The organism is Halobacteriovorax sp. (genome assembly GCF_041587335.1).
Classification (GTDB): domain Bacteria; phylum Bdellovibrionota; class Bacteriovoracia; order Bacteriovoracales; family Bacteriovoracaceae; genus Halobacteriovorax.
Map to the genome: position 1 here is coordinate 1 of NZ_JBFGYP010000034.1, position 14,715 is coordinate 14,715.

The window sequence follows — 14,715 nt, forward strand, 5'->3', positions numbered from 1 at the left end:
AATGACAGCGGCCAATAAACTGGCTCGAAATGGCAGAAGTGTTCTACTTCTTGAATCTCATAATAAATTAGGTGGATTTGCTACTTGGTTTAAGAGACAGACAGGCGATCATATTTTTGATGTCTCTCTTCATGGATTTCCAGTTGGAATGATTAAAACATGTCGAAAGTATTGGTCAAAAGAAATTGCAAGCCGAATTGTACAAGTTAAAAGTGTTAAGTTCTCAAATCCTCAGTTTAATATTGAAACAGATTTTACTAAAACTAATTATATAAAAATTCTGACAGAAACTTTTAAGCTTGATGAAAAGGTTGTAATTGGTTTTTTCGACCATTTAGCAGCTATGAATTTCTATGATGATAGTGGAATGACTAATGGTGAGCTTTTTGAGAAGTTCTTTCCTGGTCGAAATGATGTTCATAGATTTTTAATGGAACCGATTGTCTATGCCAACGGGTCAACTCTTGAAGATCCTGCGATTACATATGGAATCGTATTTTCTAATTTTATGAGTAAGGGTGTTTATATATTTCAGGGCGGAACTGATAAGTTAATTTCTATGATGAAAGAAGAACTTATAAGTAATGGTGTAGATATTAAACTCCATTCTAAAGTTGATGATATTGTTATTGAAAATAAAAAAGTTAAAGGTGTTCACCTTGGCGGTAAACTCATAAATGCTAAGTCTGTTCTTTCAAACTCAAATCTTATTAGTACAGTGTTTAAGCTTGCTGGAGAAGAGCACTTTGACAACAACTATGTTGATCAGGCTAAGAAGGTAAGATTGAATACTTCTAGCTGTCAGGTTTTTATGGGGATTAAAAAGGGGGAGTCTATTCCAGATATAGGCGAACTTGTTTTCTATTCTGATGATGATGCTTTTAATACTGATTTGATTCTTTCACCAAAGGTAGGTAGTCAGACTTTCTCTGTATACTATCCCGAAATGAGAGAGGATAGAGAAGATAGATATGCAGTTGTTTCTTCTAGTAATGCTCGTTATGAAGATTGGGTAAACTTGTCAAAAGAAGAGTATTTAGAAAAAAAGAATTTTACAATTGAAAGGGCCCTCGAAACGCTTGAGAAAATTATCCCAGGTGTTAGAGAAAAAATAGATTATATAGACTGTTCGACTCCTCTGACTGTGGAGAAGTATACTCATCACAATAAGGGCGCAAGCTTTGGTACAAAGTTTGAGGGACTACCAGTTAGTATGGAAATGCATAAGCAGGTTGAGGGATTATTTCACTCAGGGTCTGTTGGAATTATAATGTCAGGGTGGCTCGGTGCTGCTAATTACGGGATAATACAATCCCATGAAGTAGAAACTTTTCTTTCTAAATAGGTGATACATAATGATGAATTTTAATTTTGAAAATAGAGTAGTAATTGTAACTGGTGGAACTAGAGGTATTGGTAAAGGTGTAACAACAGCTTTTCTTAACCACGGAGCAACAGTTATTGCAACATATACGTCGAATGATGAGGCCGCTAATAGCTTCAAAGACTCTCTTGGTGAGTTAGGTAAGAATATTGATCTTCGAAAATTTGATGTTTCTAAGGAAGATCAGGTTCAAGAATTTTTTACTTATGTTGAATCTGAATACCAGAAGGTTGATATTTTAGTTAACAACTCAGGAATAAGAAAAGACAACGTCTTAGCTCTTATGCCAACTGAAGACTGGAATAGTGTCATGGATGTTAATTTAAAGGGAACTTTCCTAATGACTAAAATGTCTATTCCTCTGATGATGAAGAACCGTTACGGAAGAGTCGTTAATATGAGCTCTGTCGGTGGTGCACTAGGCCTCTCTGGCCAAGCAAACTACGCTGCATCAAAAGCAGGTCAAGTAGCACTCTCAAAGTCACTTTCAAAAGAAGTGGGTAAGAAAGGAATTACAGTGAATAATATTTGCCCTGGATTTATTGAAACTGAGTTAATTGCAGACCTCCCAGCTGATCAAGTTAAAGAATATAAAAAACAAGTACCTCTTAGAAGGTTTGGTAAGGTTGAAGAAGTAGCGAACGCTGTTTTATTTTTAAGTAGTGAGCATGCTGGATACATTACTGGAACATCACTTGAAATTACTGGTGGTTTATAATGAGTAAGTTTTCAAATGAAGTGCTAGAACTTCTCCCTCAAAAGCCTCCGTTTCTTTTCGTAGATAAAGTTATTGAGAGAGGTGATAATTCAATTAAAACATCTCTAACTCTAACTGGTGAAGAGGACTTCTTTAAAGGGCACTTTCCAGGTAATCCTATAATGCCTGGTGTACTTCTTCAGGAAGCTTCTTTCCAGACGGGTGCTCTTCTTATGGCGACAATGGAAGGTAAGGGACTAGGTGTTGTGACTAAGGTTAATAGTGCTAAGTTTAAAAACTTTGTTAAACCTGGTGATGAGCTGATTATGGATGTTACACTAATAGATCAGATTTCAAATGCGTATTATATGAAGGGTCGCTCAACTGTAAATGGGAAAGTTGTTATGGCCATTGATTTTAGTTGTGCTTTAATTGAGGAATAATTATGGATTTTGGATTTAAAGATAAAACATTTGTAATATCTGGTGTCGCAAATAGAAAGAGCGTTGCTTATCACAGTGCTAAGATATTAAGTGAAGCTGGGTCGAATTTAATATTCACTGTCCAATCTGATGATCATAAAGAAAAAGTACAAAAGCTTTTTCCTGAATCTCAAATCTATATTCTAGATGTTGAAGATTCTCAGGCGATAGATAACTTTGGAAAAAGTATTGAAGATTTAGGGATAAAGATTAATGGGTTCCTACACTCTATAGCTTTTGCAAATTATTCTGAAGGTATAAAGCCATTTCATGAAACAAAGTTAGCAGACTACCTACAAGCTACAAACATTTCATCATTTTCACTTGTTTCTTTATCTAATGCTTTATCATCATCTTTTGATCACGATGCTTCAATTGTTACAGTTTCAATTTCTGATACGCGAGCAACAAGCTACGGATATATGGGACCTATAAAGGCAACACTAGATGCAACTGTGGCCTACTTAGCTAAGTCATTAAGTATGAAGTCTAGAGTAAGGTGTAATGCTGTTTGTTCTGGACCTCTTAAGACTTCTGCTTCTGCTGGAATACCTGGTTATATCAATAACTATCTTTTTGCGGAGAAGTTAACACTTCGTAAAGAAAACCTTAAAACTGTGGAAGTTGCAAATACGATAGCATTTTTATTAAGCCCTCTTTCAAGTGGGATTAATGCTACAGGAATAAAAGTTGATGCTGGTATGAGTTGCAATCACTTTGACAGTGATGTTGTGAATACTGTTGCTGATAATCTATAAGAAAAGAAACCTCGCCGGTTAAGGCGAGGTCAAGTCTCTATGCAAAATGTTTTTGTAAGTCGTCGTTTCCACCAATCTTTTTACCATCGATAAAGATTTGAGGAACTGTTCCTGATCCCGATAGTGCAGCAAGAGATACACTTGTAGCATCTTTTCCAAGAATAATTTCTTCAAAGTCTAACTCCTTACTTGCAAGAAGCTCTTTAGCTTTCTTACAGTGAGGACAACCTGGCTTAGTAATAACAGTAATAGCATGTGGTAGCTTAGCATCTTTGTTAATATAGTTTAACATTGTGTTAGCATCACTTACTTCAAATGGGTCACCTGGCTTATCTGGCTCAATGAACATTTTTTCAATAACACCATTGTTAACTAACATTGAATATCTCCAAGATCTCTTTCCAAAACCTAGGTCAGACTTATCAACTAATAGTCCCATTTTTTCTGTGAATTCACCATTTCCATCGGCCAATAAAGTTACATTATCAGCTTCTTGATTTTCTCCCCAAGACTTCATAACGAATGCATCGTTAACTGAAAGGCATACGATTTCGTCTACACCATCTTTTGCAAAAGTTTTTGCTAGTTGGTTATATCTTGGTAAGTGTGTTGATGAACAAGTTGGTGTAAAGGCACCTGGTAGTGAGAAGACAATAACTTTTCTATTTTTGAATAAGCTATCTGATTCTACACTTTGTAGTCCTTTTTCATTTATAATTTTAAAAGTTGCTGATGGAACGTTCTGTCCTTCTTTGTTTTCAAAACTCATTTTCGCCTCCTAAGGTTTGCGTTTGTTTCTGTTAACAGAGTACTCGAATTGGCAATATATATGAAATCAATTATATCTAATGACTGATAGTAATTATCTATCTTGTAAGTCGTTGAATTTCTAATCCATATTTTATCAGAGAAATGTGTAAATATCTTAAAATGTAGGATTTTCTCATTTTGAGTATCTTATCTATTAAGTCAACAATTGAGGTAACCGAAAAGTCTGTGATAGAATTCTAAAATTGCTGATTATTATACTGCACGTAAGATCACTAATCATCAGTCCCACGATTTCTGTTAAAGGTAGTGAGATGAAATTAGTGCATTATGTTCTTATAAGTGTAGTCTTATATCTATCCACTAAAGTATTAGCTGGTGAGAAATTCGAACATTTCCAAATTCTAGATGAAGAAAAACTCCATTCTGTATATGGAGACTATTCTTTTGGTCTTAAAAGCTCTGGTTATGAGCTTGCAAATGATAATGTTCTTTATCGAAATATTCTAAATGAATTTTCTACTACATACGATTCTATAGGTCAGAGACAGGCCGCAAATGTATTAGGTGGACAAAATACAACTGTATTTGGTGGACTTAATAATATTGGTATTAAGTATAGCCATGACTTTTTTGATTTCTCCGTTATCGCAGGAAGAACCGTAGCACCAGATCTATTTAGTGATGATAAATGGATTGTTTCTGATGAATTTATTATTGATATTAACGCTGCAAAGTTACTAACAAACCTTAAAGATCAAGGAATAGTTGATTTTTCTGAACAGCAGTATGCAGCTTTTGCAGGTATCTCTTTTCGAAGGACATTTAGATCTGTTCACTTTGCAAACAGTTATATGGAAGGACTTACCTTACACTTTGATAAATTATTTCTTGCATTCACTAAGTTCTCAAATAAACAGTACCTTGATTTAAACGAATATGAATTTCTTCAAAAAGAAGATTCTCTATCTTTAAAGGCCGGAGCAATTGCTGGAGCTCCTATTTATGGCCCAATCTTTGGGAGCGCAGGTGTTCTTGCAAGTTATGAGACACTATCTAGAGTAGATATCCAGTCCATTCACGATGAAGAGAAATCGACAGAGAAAGAAAAACTACGAATCACTATGGAGAAAGTTAAGTCTGCTAGTGTAGGTGTGTCTGCAAGTATTGGTATTGAATTCTTAAAATTAATTCAGATGACGCTTCTTAAATATGACTTCAGCTACACACTTGAAGATGCTCAAAAAACATACCTTACTTTCTATGAAGAGGACTATGAGAAACTAAAGAAAGATACATACTACTCTCAACAGGTTGAGAGAATACTAAATGGTCAAGAGTCTGATATTTACGCCCTTAGAAATAATATTGTTTCACTAGAACAAAGAAAGACTGAACAAAAAGAATCTAAATATGGATTGCTCTTTTGGGGTGGACAAAAAGAGGCGAGTACACAGCAAATAGAAATTGTTAAAGATGGAAATGTTCATCGATTTTTTAAGCACTATTTTGAGAAAATTAAGTATAAGCAAAACATATTTTCAAGACTAGTAGCAGTTCTTGTGAAGTCTTTACTGAAGTTAGACTCTATTATTAATAAAGATAGTAGTGACTCTAAAAAGGTCATTGTTGAGTATTCTGCAGATGAGAACTTAATAACAAGTGAAAAAGATATTGATATGAAAAAAGAAGAATCTGTATCAATAGGGTTTTCTCATAATTTCTTTACAGCAAAAACTGATACAGTGACAAAGAAGTCACATAAAAAGGCAGCTCTAGAGGTATTAAATAACTATTCCGGCGTTGACCCATTAGCAATAAAACTTTTTGAACAAGACCAATTGATAGGACCTGTTAAGATTAATGGAGACTATAAGATAAATAAAGATGGTCTTTACTACTTATTAGGTCATAGCCAATCTGAAATGAAAGCACGTTATGAAAGTATGTGTGGAGCAAAGAAGAAAGGGGTTTTCAAATGGTTTAGGAACCTCTTTAATAGTTGTCTTAATGAAATGAAAACAGCTTCAAATAAGTTTTATACAGAATGGGCCTTAAATGACTTTACTGCAAACCTTTATAGCTACTGTAATAATAAAACAAAGAGATATAGATTCTTTAAGCGTAGTAGGAAGAGAAGGAAATGTATGGAGGAGTACTCTAGAAAGTTAGAGTCTCAAGATATGGCCGCTGTTCCTCTTTGGCGTTTGAAGGATATTATCCAAACAATATATTTAGAACATAAGAATAAAACACAAATTCTTTCATTCTTTGGTTATGACAATGTTTACTACTATGGAAATTTCGAAGCCTATACATCAGAAGGTTCACCTTTTATCACATACTTTAATGAGGGGCGCTTTGATGGACTAGGTATTGTTGATAATTTTAGAAGAGACAACAATCTAAGAAGTCCAGCCTCTATGGACTAATTCTAGCAATTGCTTCATCTGTACTAATTACTGGGCTATAACCAAAGTCACTTTTTGCTTTAGAATGTGAGAAATAGTGACTTTTCCCAAGCTGTAGTGCTACAAATCTTGTCATTGGTGGATGTACATTCCAAATGCGAAAGACCTTCAATATGAACTCTATGATTGAGCCTACGACGTAAGCAGACTTGATAGAAATACTTTTCGTTATTGAGTCCTGCCCATGAGCTCTTAATATTGTATTTATAAAATCCCAAAGTTTTACAGGCTCTTCTTGTCCTATGAAGTAGGCCGAACCTGCGACAGGAGAATCTGAGCTTATACTCTCAAATGCTTGAATATGTGCTTTCGCTGCATTCTCCACATATATAATATCAACTAAGTTCTCACCGTTACCAATTTTCTTTAGTTTACCTTTTTTAGATGCTTCAAGTAATCTTGGAATTATATTCTTATCCCTAGGGCCAAAAATAAGGTGAGGTCTAATTGCACAAGTTAAGAAGTCATTAGAGTTTTTTTCTAAAACATACTTTTCAGCGAGCATTTTTGATTTAGCGTATAGACTTAAAAACTCTTTAGGGTAGTCTAGCCCCTCGTTACCATTTTCAATGTCACCACTACCAAAGACTACACTTGGTGTTGAAGTGTAGATAAACTTTTTAATTCTTTTCTCAATACAAGCATTTACTAAGTTTTGAGTTCCGATAGTATTTGTCTGATAGAAGTCATCCCATTTTCCCCACATTGCTACTTTTCCTGCAACGTGAAATACTGCCTCAATACCTTCAAGTGCTCTTCCAATACTTGAAGGGTCATTTAGGTTTCCAGCTCTTGTTTCTACATTGATTTCATCTAAGTCTTTGTGATGTGATCTAGAGAAGTTGTAAACATCATGACCTAAGTTTTTTAAATCTCTAGCAATGTAGTAGCCTAAAAAACCTCCGGCACCAGTAACTAGAATCTTCACGATAAATCTCCACTTTCAGCAAGGTCTCTTAGTTTGAGACGGTCAATTTTTATGTTGTGTCTTACATCGACTGGAAACTGGTCATGGTACCATATACTTTTAATTTCACTTGTATGAGGGTGAGCACTGGCCATTTTAAGTAGTTCATCCTTTAGTCTTTTAGATTTTTTAGTAGGGTCTTTTAGTTGAACCACTAGTTCAGGTGTTTGATAGTTATTACCTCTATAGACTCCAACTAACGCTGATTTTTCTACGAGGTTATGTTCATTGAAAATTGCCTCACATTGTATTGAACTCATCAGTTGGTCTTCTGTTTCTACGCGATGAGTTTTTCTTCCACAAAACCAAAGGTAGCCTTGTTCATCTAAGTAACCAAGATCTCCAATTCTATGCCAGAATACATCTCCATCATAAATTTTAGCTTCTTTTGTTTTTATAGGCATTTCAAAATAACTTCTTGTTACTGTGTCTCCTTGAACTATTATTTCACCAATCTCTCCTGTGGGTAGTATTTTCATTTCTTTTGTTGTGGAGATCACTTCATCAGTTATTGAAATGATTGCTACATTCATTGATGGGATAGGTTTTCCAACACAGGTTCCAAGTCCTTTGGCCGATTTATCTACTGTATTTTCTAGCAGGTACTTACCTGATATGTTGGCCACCGGAAGAGACTCCGTAGCACCGTATGGTGTGTAAGTTGTTCCATTAGTTAATACACTTGAAAAGTTTAAGTGTACTTCTTTACTCACAGGAGCACCAAACATAACGAGATATTTTACACTTGGTAATGTTATATTTTTTTCTTTGCAATATGATCCAACTTTATCCCATATCGCAGGTGAACCTGCTACAAATGTTGCTTTATTATCAATAATATTCTGTACTAGTTTTTCTGGATCAGCAGTGGCAGGTTTAGATGGGTCCATATCTGGAATACAGCTAGTCATGCCCATAGCTATAGTGAATAGAGCAAAAAGTGGGAAACCTGGGATATCTATATCTTCATTTGTTAAAGAAAAAATATTTTGAAGAAGCTCGGTTTGTTTCGTAAATATCTTATGAGTGTATTCTACTCCCTTAGGAATTCCTGTTCCGCCAGATGTGAATAGAATTGCTGCAAGTTCTTTTTCATCAATTTTTGTTTGAACTTCTTTTGGTGGCATTTTCTTTAAATTCTTCATTGAAGACATACCAGGCCAGGTAAGTGCTCCTGTAGTGATAAAGCACTTTACTGATTTAAAGGCATCCCTTTTAAATAGTCTTAAGAAATGAACGATTGGTACAGCGATTAGCGCCTTTGGTTGAACTTGCTTAATAGACCTTAAAAGATTTTCTTTTCCCATTCCAGGATCGATAAATACGGGAACAATTCCAAGAGAAAATAGTGCAAAGGTTATGGCAGGGAAGTCTAGACCCGGCTTAACAAATACTACTGCTTTATCTCCAGCAATAAGTCCTTTGGAGTGAAGACCATTTGCAATTGACCTTGTTGTATCAAGAAGTTCTTTGAAAGTTTTACTTTTGTATGTGTAACTTCCATTCTTAATTCTATTAATTGGGGCCTTAATGGCAACCTTGTTTGGAAGCTCATTTGCTCTTTTAACTAATAGGTCTGCAATATTCATAATTACTCGCTTAGGAATTTTAAAATATCTTCGTTTACTTCATCTCTTGCATCTTCAAGTATGTAGTGACCAGCATTTTTGAATACTTTTCTATTTGCATTAGGAAATATCTGTGTCCATCTATTGTAGAATTTCATATTAAAACAAAAGTCTTTTTCTCCCCAAAGAATAAGCTTAGGGCACTCTAAGGTTTCTAGCTTGTTTTCAATGTCTTTCAAAGTATTCCAGCTTGGATGTGTACTTGTCATCGGAATGTCTTTTACGAATCTAGCTGTGGCAATTCTATTTTCATAATTATTATATGGAAGTAGGTAGCCTTCTTTAGCTTCTTTGCTTAATCCTATATTTGTCGCCATAAAAGTTGCAGGCCAAGCAAATGCATTAAACTTTCGAACTAACCATTCTCCAAAGAGTGGATTTTTACAAATATTTATAGTCTTAGGTATTAGCTTTGATGTAAAAGCTGCAGTATTTAATATAATTGCTTTTTGTACATTTTGCGGATGTCTTGTCGCTAGTCCCATTCCAATGGCACCACCCCAGTCGTGAACAATTATATTGTAGTCATTTATATTCAATGAACTTATGAGTTCATCTAAATTATCAATATGATTTTTTAGCGTATAGTCATAATCTTGAGGCTTATCTGAAAGTCCACAACCAATGTGATCGGGGACTATTACTCTAAATTTACTTTGAAGTTTTTTTACTACATTTCTATAGTAGAAAGACCAAGTCGGATTTCCGTGGGCCATTATTACTACAGGTCCTGACCCTTCATCTAGATAAGATAATTTATATCCTGATTTTAGAGTCAGGGACTTTGGGGTAAATGGATACTCTGTTTTTAAGTTTGCTGGTATTGTTATTGCTTTCACCATTCTACTCCTAACATTATAGAAGTTAATCCACTTCCAATGCCTAAAAGAGCAACTTTTTCGCCCTTTTGAATTTTATTTGTTTCATTTAACTTTGCTAATGTAATTGGTAGAGCAGCTGAACCAGTATTTCCAAGAGATTCATATGTAGTGTAAGTTTTATGATCACTTAACTCCATTGCCTTCATAGTCAATGTCTCATGCGCTGTTCCTACTTGGTGACCAATAACCCAATCAACATCTGAGTTCTTCCATCCAAGTGTATCTTTTGTTTTATTCCAGTTCTTTTTTGCTAATTCTAGACCATGTTTCAACAGTTCTTCAGAATCTGTTTCCATCATTAAAGAAGTAGTATCTCCATCACCTTGGCAAAGAATATTTGCACTTGAATCTGTACAAACTGCTCCACCTACAATTCTTGGAGCATTAGGGGCAAGGTCTTTATGACAAAGTAGGTAAGCTACTGAGGCAGAGCCAATTGTTAGATTGGCTATATATTTCTTTATTGATTTTCTTGTTAGTGTTGAGTCTGCATTTAAGTGATCTATAGTTTGTGTTAGGAGTGGACCACCATTTTCACCTGAAACTATTAGTGCATACTTAATTTGACCTAGTTCAATCATGTTTGCGGCCATAGACATAGCATTAACTACTCCTAGGCACGCATTGGATAAATCATAAATCATAGCGTCTTCATTTAACTCGAGATTATGATGTACTACAGACGCTGTTGATGGTTCTAGGAAGTCTCTACATACACTTGCATGAATAAGTAGACCTATGTCTGATTTGTTTACATTGCTCTTCTTAAGTAGCTTCTCAGCTGACCTCGTTGATAGATCACTTGGCCTTGTTCCGTTTGGCCAGATCCCTCTAGACTTTATACCTGTCATAAGCTCTAGCCTCCCAGTAGGTAGGTTAAGTCTATTATAGACAGGGGATAGCTTGGTCTCTATATCATCAGATGTTAAAAATTCATCCGGCTCTAAATAGTCAAAGCTATGTATTGATACATTATTATATTTCATATTTTAATCCATTAATCCATTAATCCGTATAGGTTTGCCATTGATATCCCTGATAACATAGAGCCCACTATCCCAAGGAAGCCCTGGTCGGTCCCACATAAGTAGAGTCCTGGAACTTCTGTTGAGCCATCACGACTTTTATCTGTTGATCCGTAAACAGTGCCACCAAAGTGACCTGTGTATTTCTTAATTGTTGTTGGAGAGAAGATATCTTTAAAGACAACTTCTCCATCCCAAGATGGAATTAGTTTTTTTGTTAAACTACAAGCATCTTTAAAAACTTCTTCTTTCTTAGCTTTATATTCTGGCCTTTCAAGCTTATTCCAAAGATCAAAGTTTGCCATATTCGTGATACGAACCCATCCCTCATCAAAATCATCATGAGTAAAGTTATTTGGAAAGCAAATCACTGCTGATTGAGGGTCGTATAAGTTTTCAGGTTCTCTATATAAGTATTTTGGGCGGTTGTTATAAAATACGATAGTACTATCAAAGGCTAAATCTTGAGGCTTTTTATCTAGAACAAGGATGCTTTCACAGAATGTCATTTTGCCTACAGCGGGCTTTTTCTTTGGATCTAGACCACTTACGACACTAAGTGTTTCAGGGTAACCCATGCTAGAGATTACTTTATCTGCCTGAATGAAATCACCATTTTTTAATTTTACACCAGCAACTTTGCCATTAACCGTTTCTATACTTTGAACTTCACTTTTAAAGCGAATTTCTTGTCCTAAGTTTTCTAATTTTTTTAAAAGTATATCAATGATTGTTCTCACTCCACCTTCTGGCCTTGAAAAACCTTCGATGTATATACTTTTAAACATGATTGCAAACTGTGAGAAATCCATATCGTTTTCCCATGCTGATCCGTAGATAAGTAGGGGACAAAATAGCATCTCTAGTAGTTCTTCATTGGTAATATATTTTCTGACAACGTCTTTTGCTAGTATATATTCATTATCCAGTGATGTTTCACTGAAGCTATTTATGTAAGAGACTAGCTGGTGGAAGCCGTCAATCTGATCTGGGAACTTATCAGCAATTTCTTGTGAAAAATCATTTAAATCATTTGTAAATGTAAGTGATTTTTCTGGAAATAGTATTTTTGAGTGTCTCTGGGGAGATAGCTTTAAGTCATCATATGGAACTCTTAGCTGCTTAAGAAGCTTTGAGAGTGGTTTCTTTTTTTCTCCCTTCTCCATATAGTTTGTAAGAGCATGTAAACCGACATCAAAGTCTCTCTTTGCCCTTTTATAGTAACTATTAAGTCCACCTGTAATAATATGCTTCTCTAAAAGTAGAACTTTTTTGTCGAACATTGCAAGTCTTATGGCCGCGGCCATTCCACTCATACCTGCTCCAATAATTATAACGTCGTACTTTTCCATTTCTTTTGGTCTTCCTTAAATAGGCCACTACTAGAGTGGCCTTAAATATTTATGCGTGTGCAGCAAACTTTGGTGTTAAGTATTCAACACAACTATTCATACTCGCTAGTTGTGGGTAGTCTTCTTGTGGAACTTCAATCTTGTGTCTTTTCTTTAATTCCATAACGATATCTAAAAAGTCCATTGAGTCTAGATCTAACTGATCTCTAAGTGCTACAGCATCGTCAATAGTTGTAACGTCATCGTCTAGGGCTACGTCAGCAATAATATTTAATACGTGTTCTCTTACTAGTTCTTTTTCCATTGTGATCCTCCTAATGGGTATATTTTTTAACTATTAATGATGAGTTTATTCCAAGCATTCCAAAAGAGTTGTTAAGGATGTAGTTGACTTCTTTTTCAACTTTTTCACCATTAACTAAATTCTTTAAGTCACACTTTGGATCTATATTTTCTATTTTCTTACATGGGTGTATGAAGCCATCTTTAAAGCTTGGGATATTTCCTGCAAGCTCAAGTGCTCCTGCTGCTCCCATAGCATGTCCTATGAAACCCTTTGCGCAGTTGATATAAGTATTTTCACTATAACCAAAAACTTGGCTTACAGCTTCACACTCTTGAATATCTCCCATCTTTGTTCCCGTAGCATGAAGGCTAACAACGTCGATTTCGTCTACTTTTAGTCCTGCTTTTTCAATCGCTTTATTCATGCATTGAATCTGTCTTTCTGTGTTTGGTAATACAAAGTCACTTGCATCACTATTTGAATGAAACCCCACTACTTCTGCTATAATGTCAGCGTTTCTCTTTTTAGCATCTTCTAATCTCTCAAGAGTATAGATTGCCCCACCTTCAGAGATAACAATTCCATTTCTATCGATATCTAGAGGACGTGTAGCTAGAGTAGGGTCTTCGTGCTCTCCAAGGGCGCCTTGAGCTGCAAATGCTGCAAAGATACCAAAAGTTTGTGGTGATTCACTAACTCCACCAGCAAGTGCTACATCTACTTCTTCTAGTTGAAGCATTTGACATGCCTGAATAATTCCGAGGTTACCAGCAGCACATGCAGCGCCAATAGTGTAGTGAGGTCCAGTAATACTTAAATTAAGAGTAACTTCCCCGGCAGGATTATTTGCAACTGTTCTAGGGTTATGATGATGTGACCAGAACTCAGTATTTAAGTCGTTTTGATAAAGGTCATGAATCTCATTTTCAGTTTCAACATTACCGTGCTCAGTGATCCCTAAATATACACCGACTCTATCTTTATCAATATTTTCCCAGTCAAGCTTTGAGTTAATTATCGATTCATTAGCGCAATAAATTGAGATTGCTCCAACTCTTGTTCCTCGTTTTCTTGTCTTTCTTGATTGATACTTTGATTCATCAAAGTCACACAAACCTGCCGCCTTAATTCCCATGTGCCTAACTTCAGTATGAGTAATTCCTGATCTACCTTCGAGAAGAGCTGTTCTAAACTCTTCTAAGTTATTACCGTTTGGTGCTGTTAAGCCGATACCTGTGATGACAATTCTATGTTTCATTTTGTCACTTCTCCCGATAGCCTCTCAAGACCACCTTTTAATTTACTAGTTAAACTTTTCTTTACTTGATCTGTTAAATTTGCCATTGGTACAACTCCGCTTGTTAATAATTGAAGGGTCCTTGGCAGTTGATTTATCACTTGTGGATACTCTTCTGGCAACTTGCTCTTTGTTAATTCAACAACAAAGCTAATTACACTCTCTGCTATCTCGCAAGTTGATACGATCGACTTTAAGCGCTTATTTCTTGGGTCATTCTCTGTTGAAAGATCTCTTGAGATTTTCTCTAGTCTTATGGCCATCTGTTTAAAGTCTTGGATAGTTTCTTGCTCTCTTTTTCTGAATACACTTGCAACAATAGATAGGCTGTCTTCTTTTACAGTGTGTACTTTTATACGCCTATCAAGGTCTTCTCTTTTACTGTCTCTTGATACAACTGCTCCATAATGAGTGAGAACTTTTAACGCATTAGATACAGCAGGCTGAGAAAGTTGTAGTGTATTTTCAATCTCTACACTTGTCAGTGGGCTAGGAGAAAGAACTAGAAGTCCATAAACTGAACCCTCAATTCTTTTAAAACCGATCCTATTAAGAAAGTTCTCAAAAGCTGGGAGCTCATCTAGCAAGGTTTGCTCAATTATTTGACCATTTTCCATTATAAGTTCCTGTAAATATTTATATATTACAAATATGTAATATATATAATTTTAGAAATATAAGACTAATTCTCGCTGCTCATTTCGTCAATGAATACCGGA

The 14,715-nt window shown here is 35.5% G+C and carries 14 protein-coding genes; 5 read left to right on the plus strand and 9 right to left on the minus strand.

What is annotated here, in order from left to right; all coding sequences use genetic code 11:
* The 4 genes from ABX784_RS07180 to ABX784_RS07195 form a co-directional block, all read left to right on the plus strand.
* Nucleotides 1–1,345: phytoene desaturase family protein (locus tag ABX784_RS07180; protein WP_372654245.1), on the plus strand; the 1,345-nt coding region annotated here is incomplete at its 5' end.
* Nucleotides 1,346–1,355: 10 nt separating this feature from the next.
* Nucleotides 1,356–2,102: a 3-oxoacyl-ACP reductase FabG gene (fabG, locus tag ABX784_RS07185; RefSeq protein WP_372654246.1), complete on the plus strand. Its 747-nt coding sequence runs from the start codon at nucleotides 1,356–1,358 to the stop codon at nucleotides 2,100–2,102.
* Nucleotides 2,102–2,524 (plus strand): 3-hydroxyacyl-ACP dehydratase FabZ, encoded by a 423-nt coding sequence (gene fabZ / locus ABX784_RS07190; RefSeq protein ID WP_372654248.1) that lies wholly within the window; start codon nucleotides 2,102–2,104, stop codon nucleotides 2,522–2,524. Before fabG ends, fabZ begins: the two co-directional genes overlap by 1 nt.
* Nucleotides 2,525–2,526: 2 nt before the next feature.
* Nucleotides 2,527–3,321 (plus strand): enoyl-ACP reductase, encoded by a 795-nt coding sequence (locus ABX784_RS07195; protein WP_372654249.1) that lies wholly within the window; start codon nucleotides 2,527–2,529, stop codon nucleotides 3,319–3,321.
* Nucleotides 3,322–3,358: 37 nt separating this feature from the next.
* On the opposite strand, the gene ABX784_RS07200 is transcribed toward ABX784_RS07195, so the two are convergent.
* Nucleotides 3,359–4,090 carry a glutathione peroxidase gene (locus ABX784_RS07200; protein WP_372654251.1) on the minus strand — a complete coding sequence of 244 codons (732 nt, stop codon included), beginning with the start codon at nucleotides 4,088–4,090 and terminating at the stop codon, nucleotides 3,359–3,361.
* Nucleotides 4,091–4,403: 313 nt separating this feature from the next.
* Here ABX784_RS07200 and ABX784_RS07205 point away from each other — a divergent pair, with 313 nt between their 5' ends.
* Complete coding sequence (locus ABX784_RS07205) at nucleotides 4,404–6,521, plus strand: hypothetical protein (protein WP_372654253.1); 2,118 nt, start codon at nucleotides 4,404–4,406, stop codon at nucleotides 6,519–6,521.
* On the opposite strand, the gene ABX784_RS07210 is transcribed toward ABX784_RS07205, so the two are convergent.
* Genes ABX784_RS07210 through ABX784_RS07245 form a run of 8 tightly spaced genes read right to left on the minus strand, consistent with a single transcriptional unit; the run spans nucleotide 6,511 to nucleotide 14,613 of the window.
* Nucleotides 6,511–7,488, minus strand: a complete 978-nt coding sequence (locus ABX784_RS07210; protein ID WP_372654254.1) for an NAD-dependent epimerase/dehydratase family protein — start codon at nucleotides 7,486–7,488, stop codon at nucleotides 6,511–6,513. The genes ABX784_RS07205 and ABX784_RS07210 overlap by 11 nt on opposite strands.
* The gene (locus ABX784_RS07215) at nucleotides 7,485–9,116 is read right to left on the minus strand and encodes a fatty acid CoA ligase family protein (RefSeq protein ID WP_372654257.1); all 1,632 of its coding nucleotides are present in this window, start codon (nucleotides 9,114–9,116) and stop codon (nucleotides 7,485–7,487) included. Before ABX784_RS07215 ends, ABX784_RS07210 begins: the two co-directional genes overlap by 4 nt.
* Nucleotides 9,117–9,118: 2 nt before the next feature.
* Nucleotides 9,119–9,997, minus strand: a complete 879-nt coding sequence (locus ABX784_RS07220) for an alpha/beta fold hydrolase (RefSeq protein WP_372654259.1) — start codon at nucleotides 9,995–9,997, stop codon at nucleotides 9,119–9,121.
* Nucleotides 9,991–11,022, minus strand: a complete 1,032-nt coding sequence (locus tag ABX784_RS07225; protein WP_372654260.1) for a 3-oxoacyl-ACP synthase III — start codon at nucleotides 11,020–11,022, stop codon at nucleotides 9,991–9,993. Before ABX784_RS07225 ends, ABX784_RS07220 begins: the two co-directional genes overlap by 7 nt.
* An 11-nt stretch (nucleotides 11,023–11,033) precedes the next feature.
* Complete coding sequence (locus ABX784_RS07230; protein ID WP_372654262.1) at nucleotides 11,034–12,413, minus strand: phytoene desaturase family protein; 1,380 nt, start codon at nucleotides 12,411–12,413, stop codon at nucleotides 11,034–11,036.
* A 49-nt stretch (nucleotides 12,414–12,462) separates the two neighbouring features.
* Nucleotides 12,463–12,717, minus strand: coding sequence for an acyl carrier protein (locus ABX784_RS07235; RefSeq protein WP_372654264.1), 255 nt, complete (start codon nucleotides 12,715–12,717; stop codon nucleotides 12,463–12,465).
* Between the two features lie 10 nt (nucleotides 12,718–12,727).
* The gene (locus tag ABX784_RS07240) at nucleotides 12,728–13,957 is read right to left on the minus strand and encodes a beta-ketoacyl synthase (RefSeq protein WP_372654266.1); all 1,230 of its coding nucleotides are present in this window, start codon (nucleotides 13,955–13,957) and stop codon (nucleotides 12,728–12,730) included.
* The gene (locus ABX784_RS07245) at nucleotides 13,954–14,613 is read right to left on the minus strand and encodes a GbsR/MarR family transcriptional regulator (protein ID WP_372654268.1); all 660 of its coding nucleotides are present in this window, start codon (nucleotides 14,611–14,613) and stop codon (nucleotides 13,954–13,956) included. Before ABX784_RS07245 ends, ABX784_RS07240 begins: the two co-directional genes overlap by 4 nt.
* Nucleotides 14,614–14,715 lie beyond the last annotated feature (102 nt).

Bases quoted from the DNA above. Each gene is read 5' to 3' on its own strand.
- fabG (WP_372654246.1), top strand. From the start codon at position 1,356: ATGATGAATTTTAATTTTGAAAATAGAGTAGTAATTGTAACTGGTGGA.
- fabZ (WP_372654248.1), top strand. From the start codon at position 2,102: ATGAGTAAGTTTTCAAATGAAGTGCTAGAACTTCTCCCTCAAAAGCCT.
- ABX784_RS07195 (WP_372654249.1), top strand. From the start codon at position 2,527: ATGGATTTTGGATTTAAAGATAAAACATTTGTAATATCTGGTGTCGCA.
- ABX784_RS07200 (WP_372654251.1), bottom strand. From the start codon at position 4,090: ATGAGTTTTGAAAACAAAGAAGGACAGAACGTTCCATCAGCAACTTTT.
- ABX784_RS07205 (WP_372654253.1), top strand. From the start codon at position 4,404: ATGAAATTAGTGCATTATGTTCTTATAAGTGTAGTCTTATATCTATCC.
- ABX784_RS07215 (WP_372654257.1), bottom strand. From the start codon at position 9,116: ATGAATATTGCAGACCTATTAGTTAAAAGAGCAAATGAGCTTCCAAAC.
- ABX784_RS07220 (WP_372654259.1), bottom strand. From the start codon at position 9,997: ATGGTGAAAGCAATAACAATACCAGCAAACTTAAAAACAGAGTATCCA.
- ABX784_RS07225 (WP_372654260.1), bottom strand. From the start codon at position 11,022: ATGAAATATAATAATGTATCAATACATAGCTTTGACTATTTAGAGCCG.
- ABX784_RS07230 (WP_372654262.1), bottom strand. From the start codon at position 12,413: ATGGAAAAGTACGACGTTATAATTATTGGAGCAGGTATGAGTGGAATG.
- ABX784_RS07235 (WP_372654264.1), bottom strand. From the start codon at position 12,717: ATGGAAAAAGAACTAGTAAGAGAACACGTATTAAATATTATTGCTGAC.
- ABX784_RS07240 (WP_372654266.1), bottom strand. From the start codon at position 13,957: ATGAAACATAGAATTGTCATCACAGGTATCGGCTTAACAGCACCAAAC.
- ABX784_RS07245 (WP_372654268.1), bottom strand. From the start codon at position 14,613: ATGGAAAATGGTCAAATAATTGAGCAAACCTTGCTAGATGAGCTCCCA.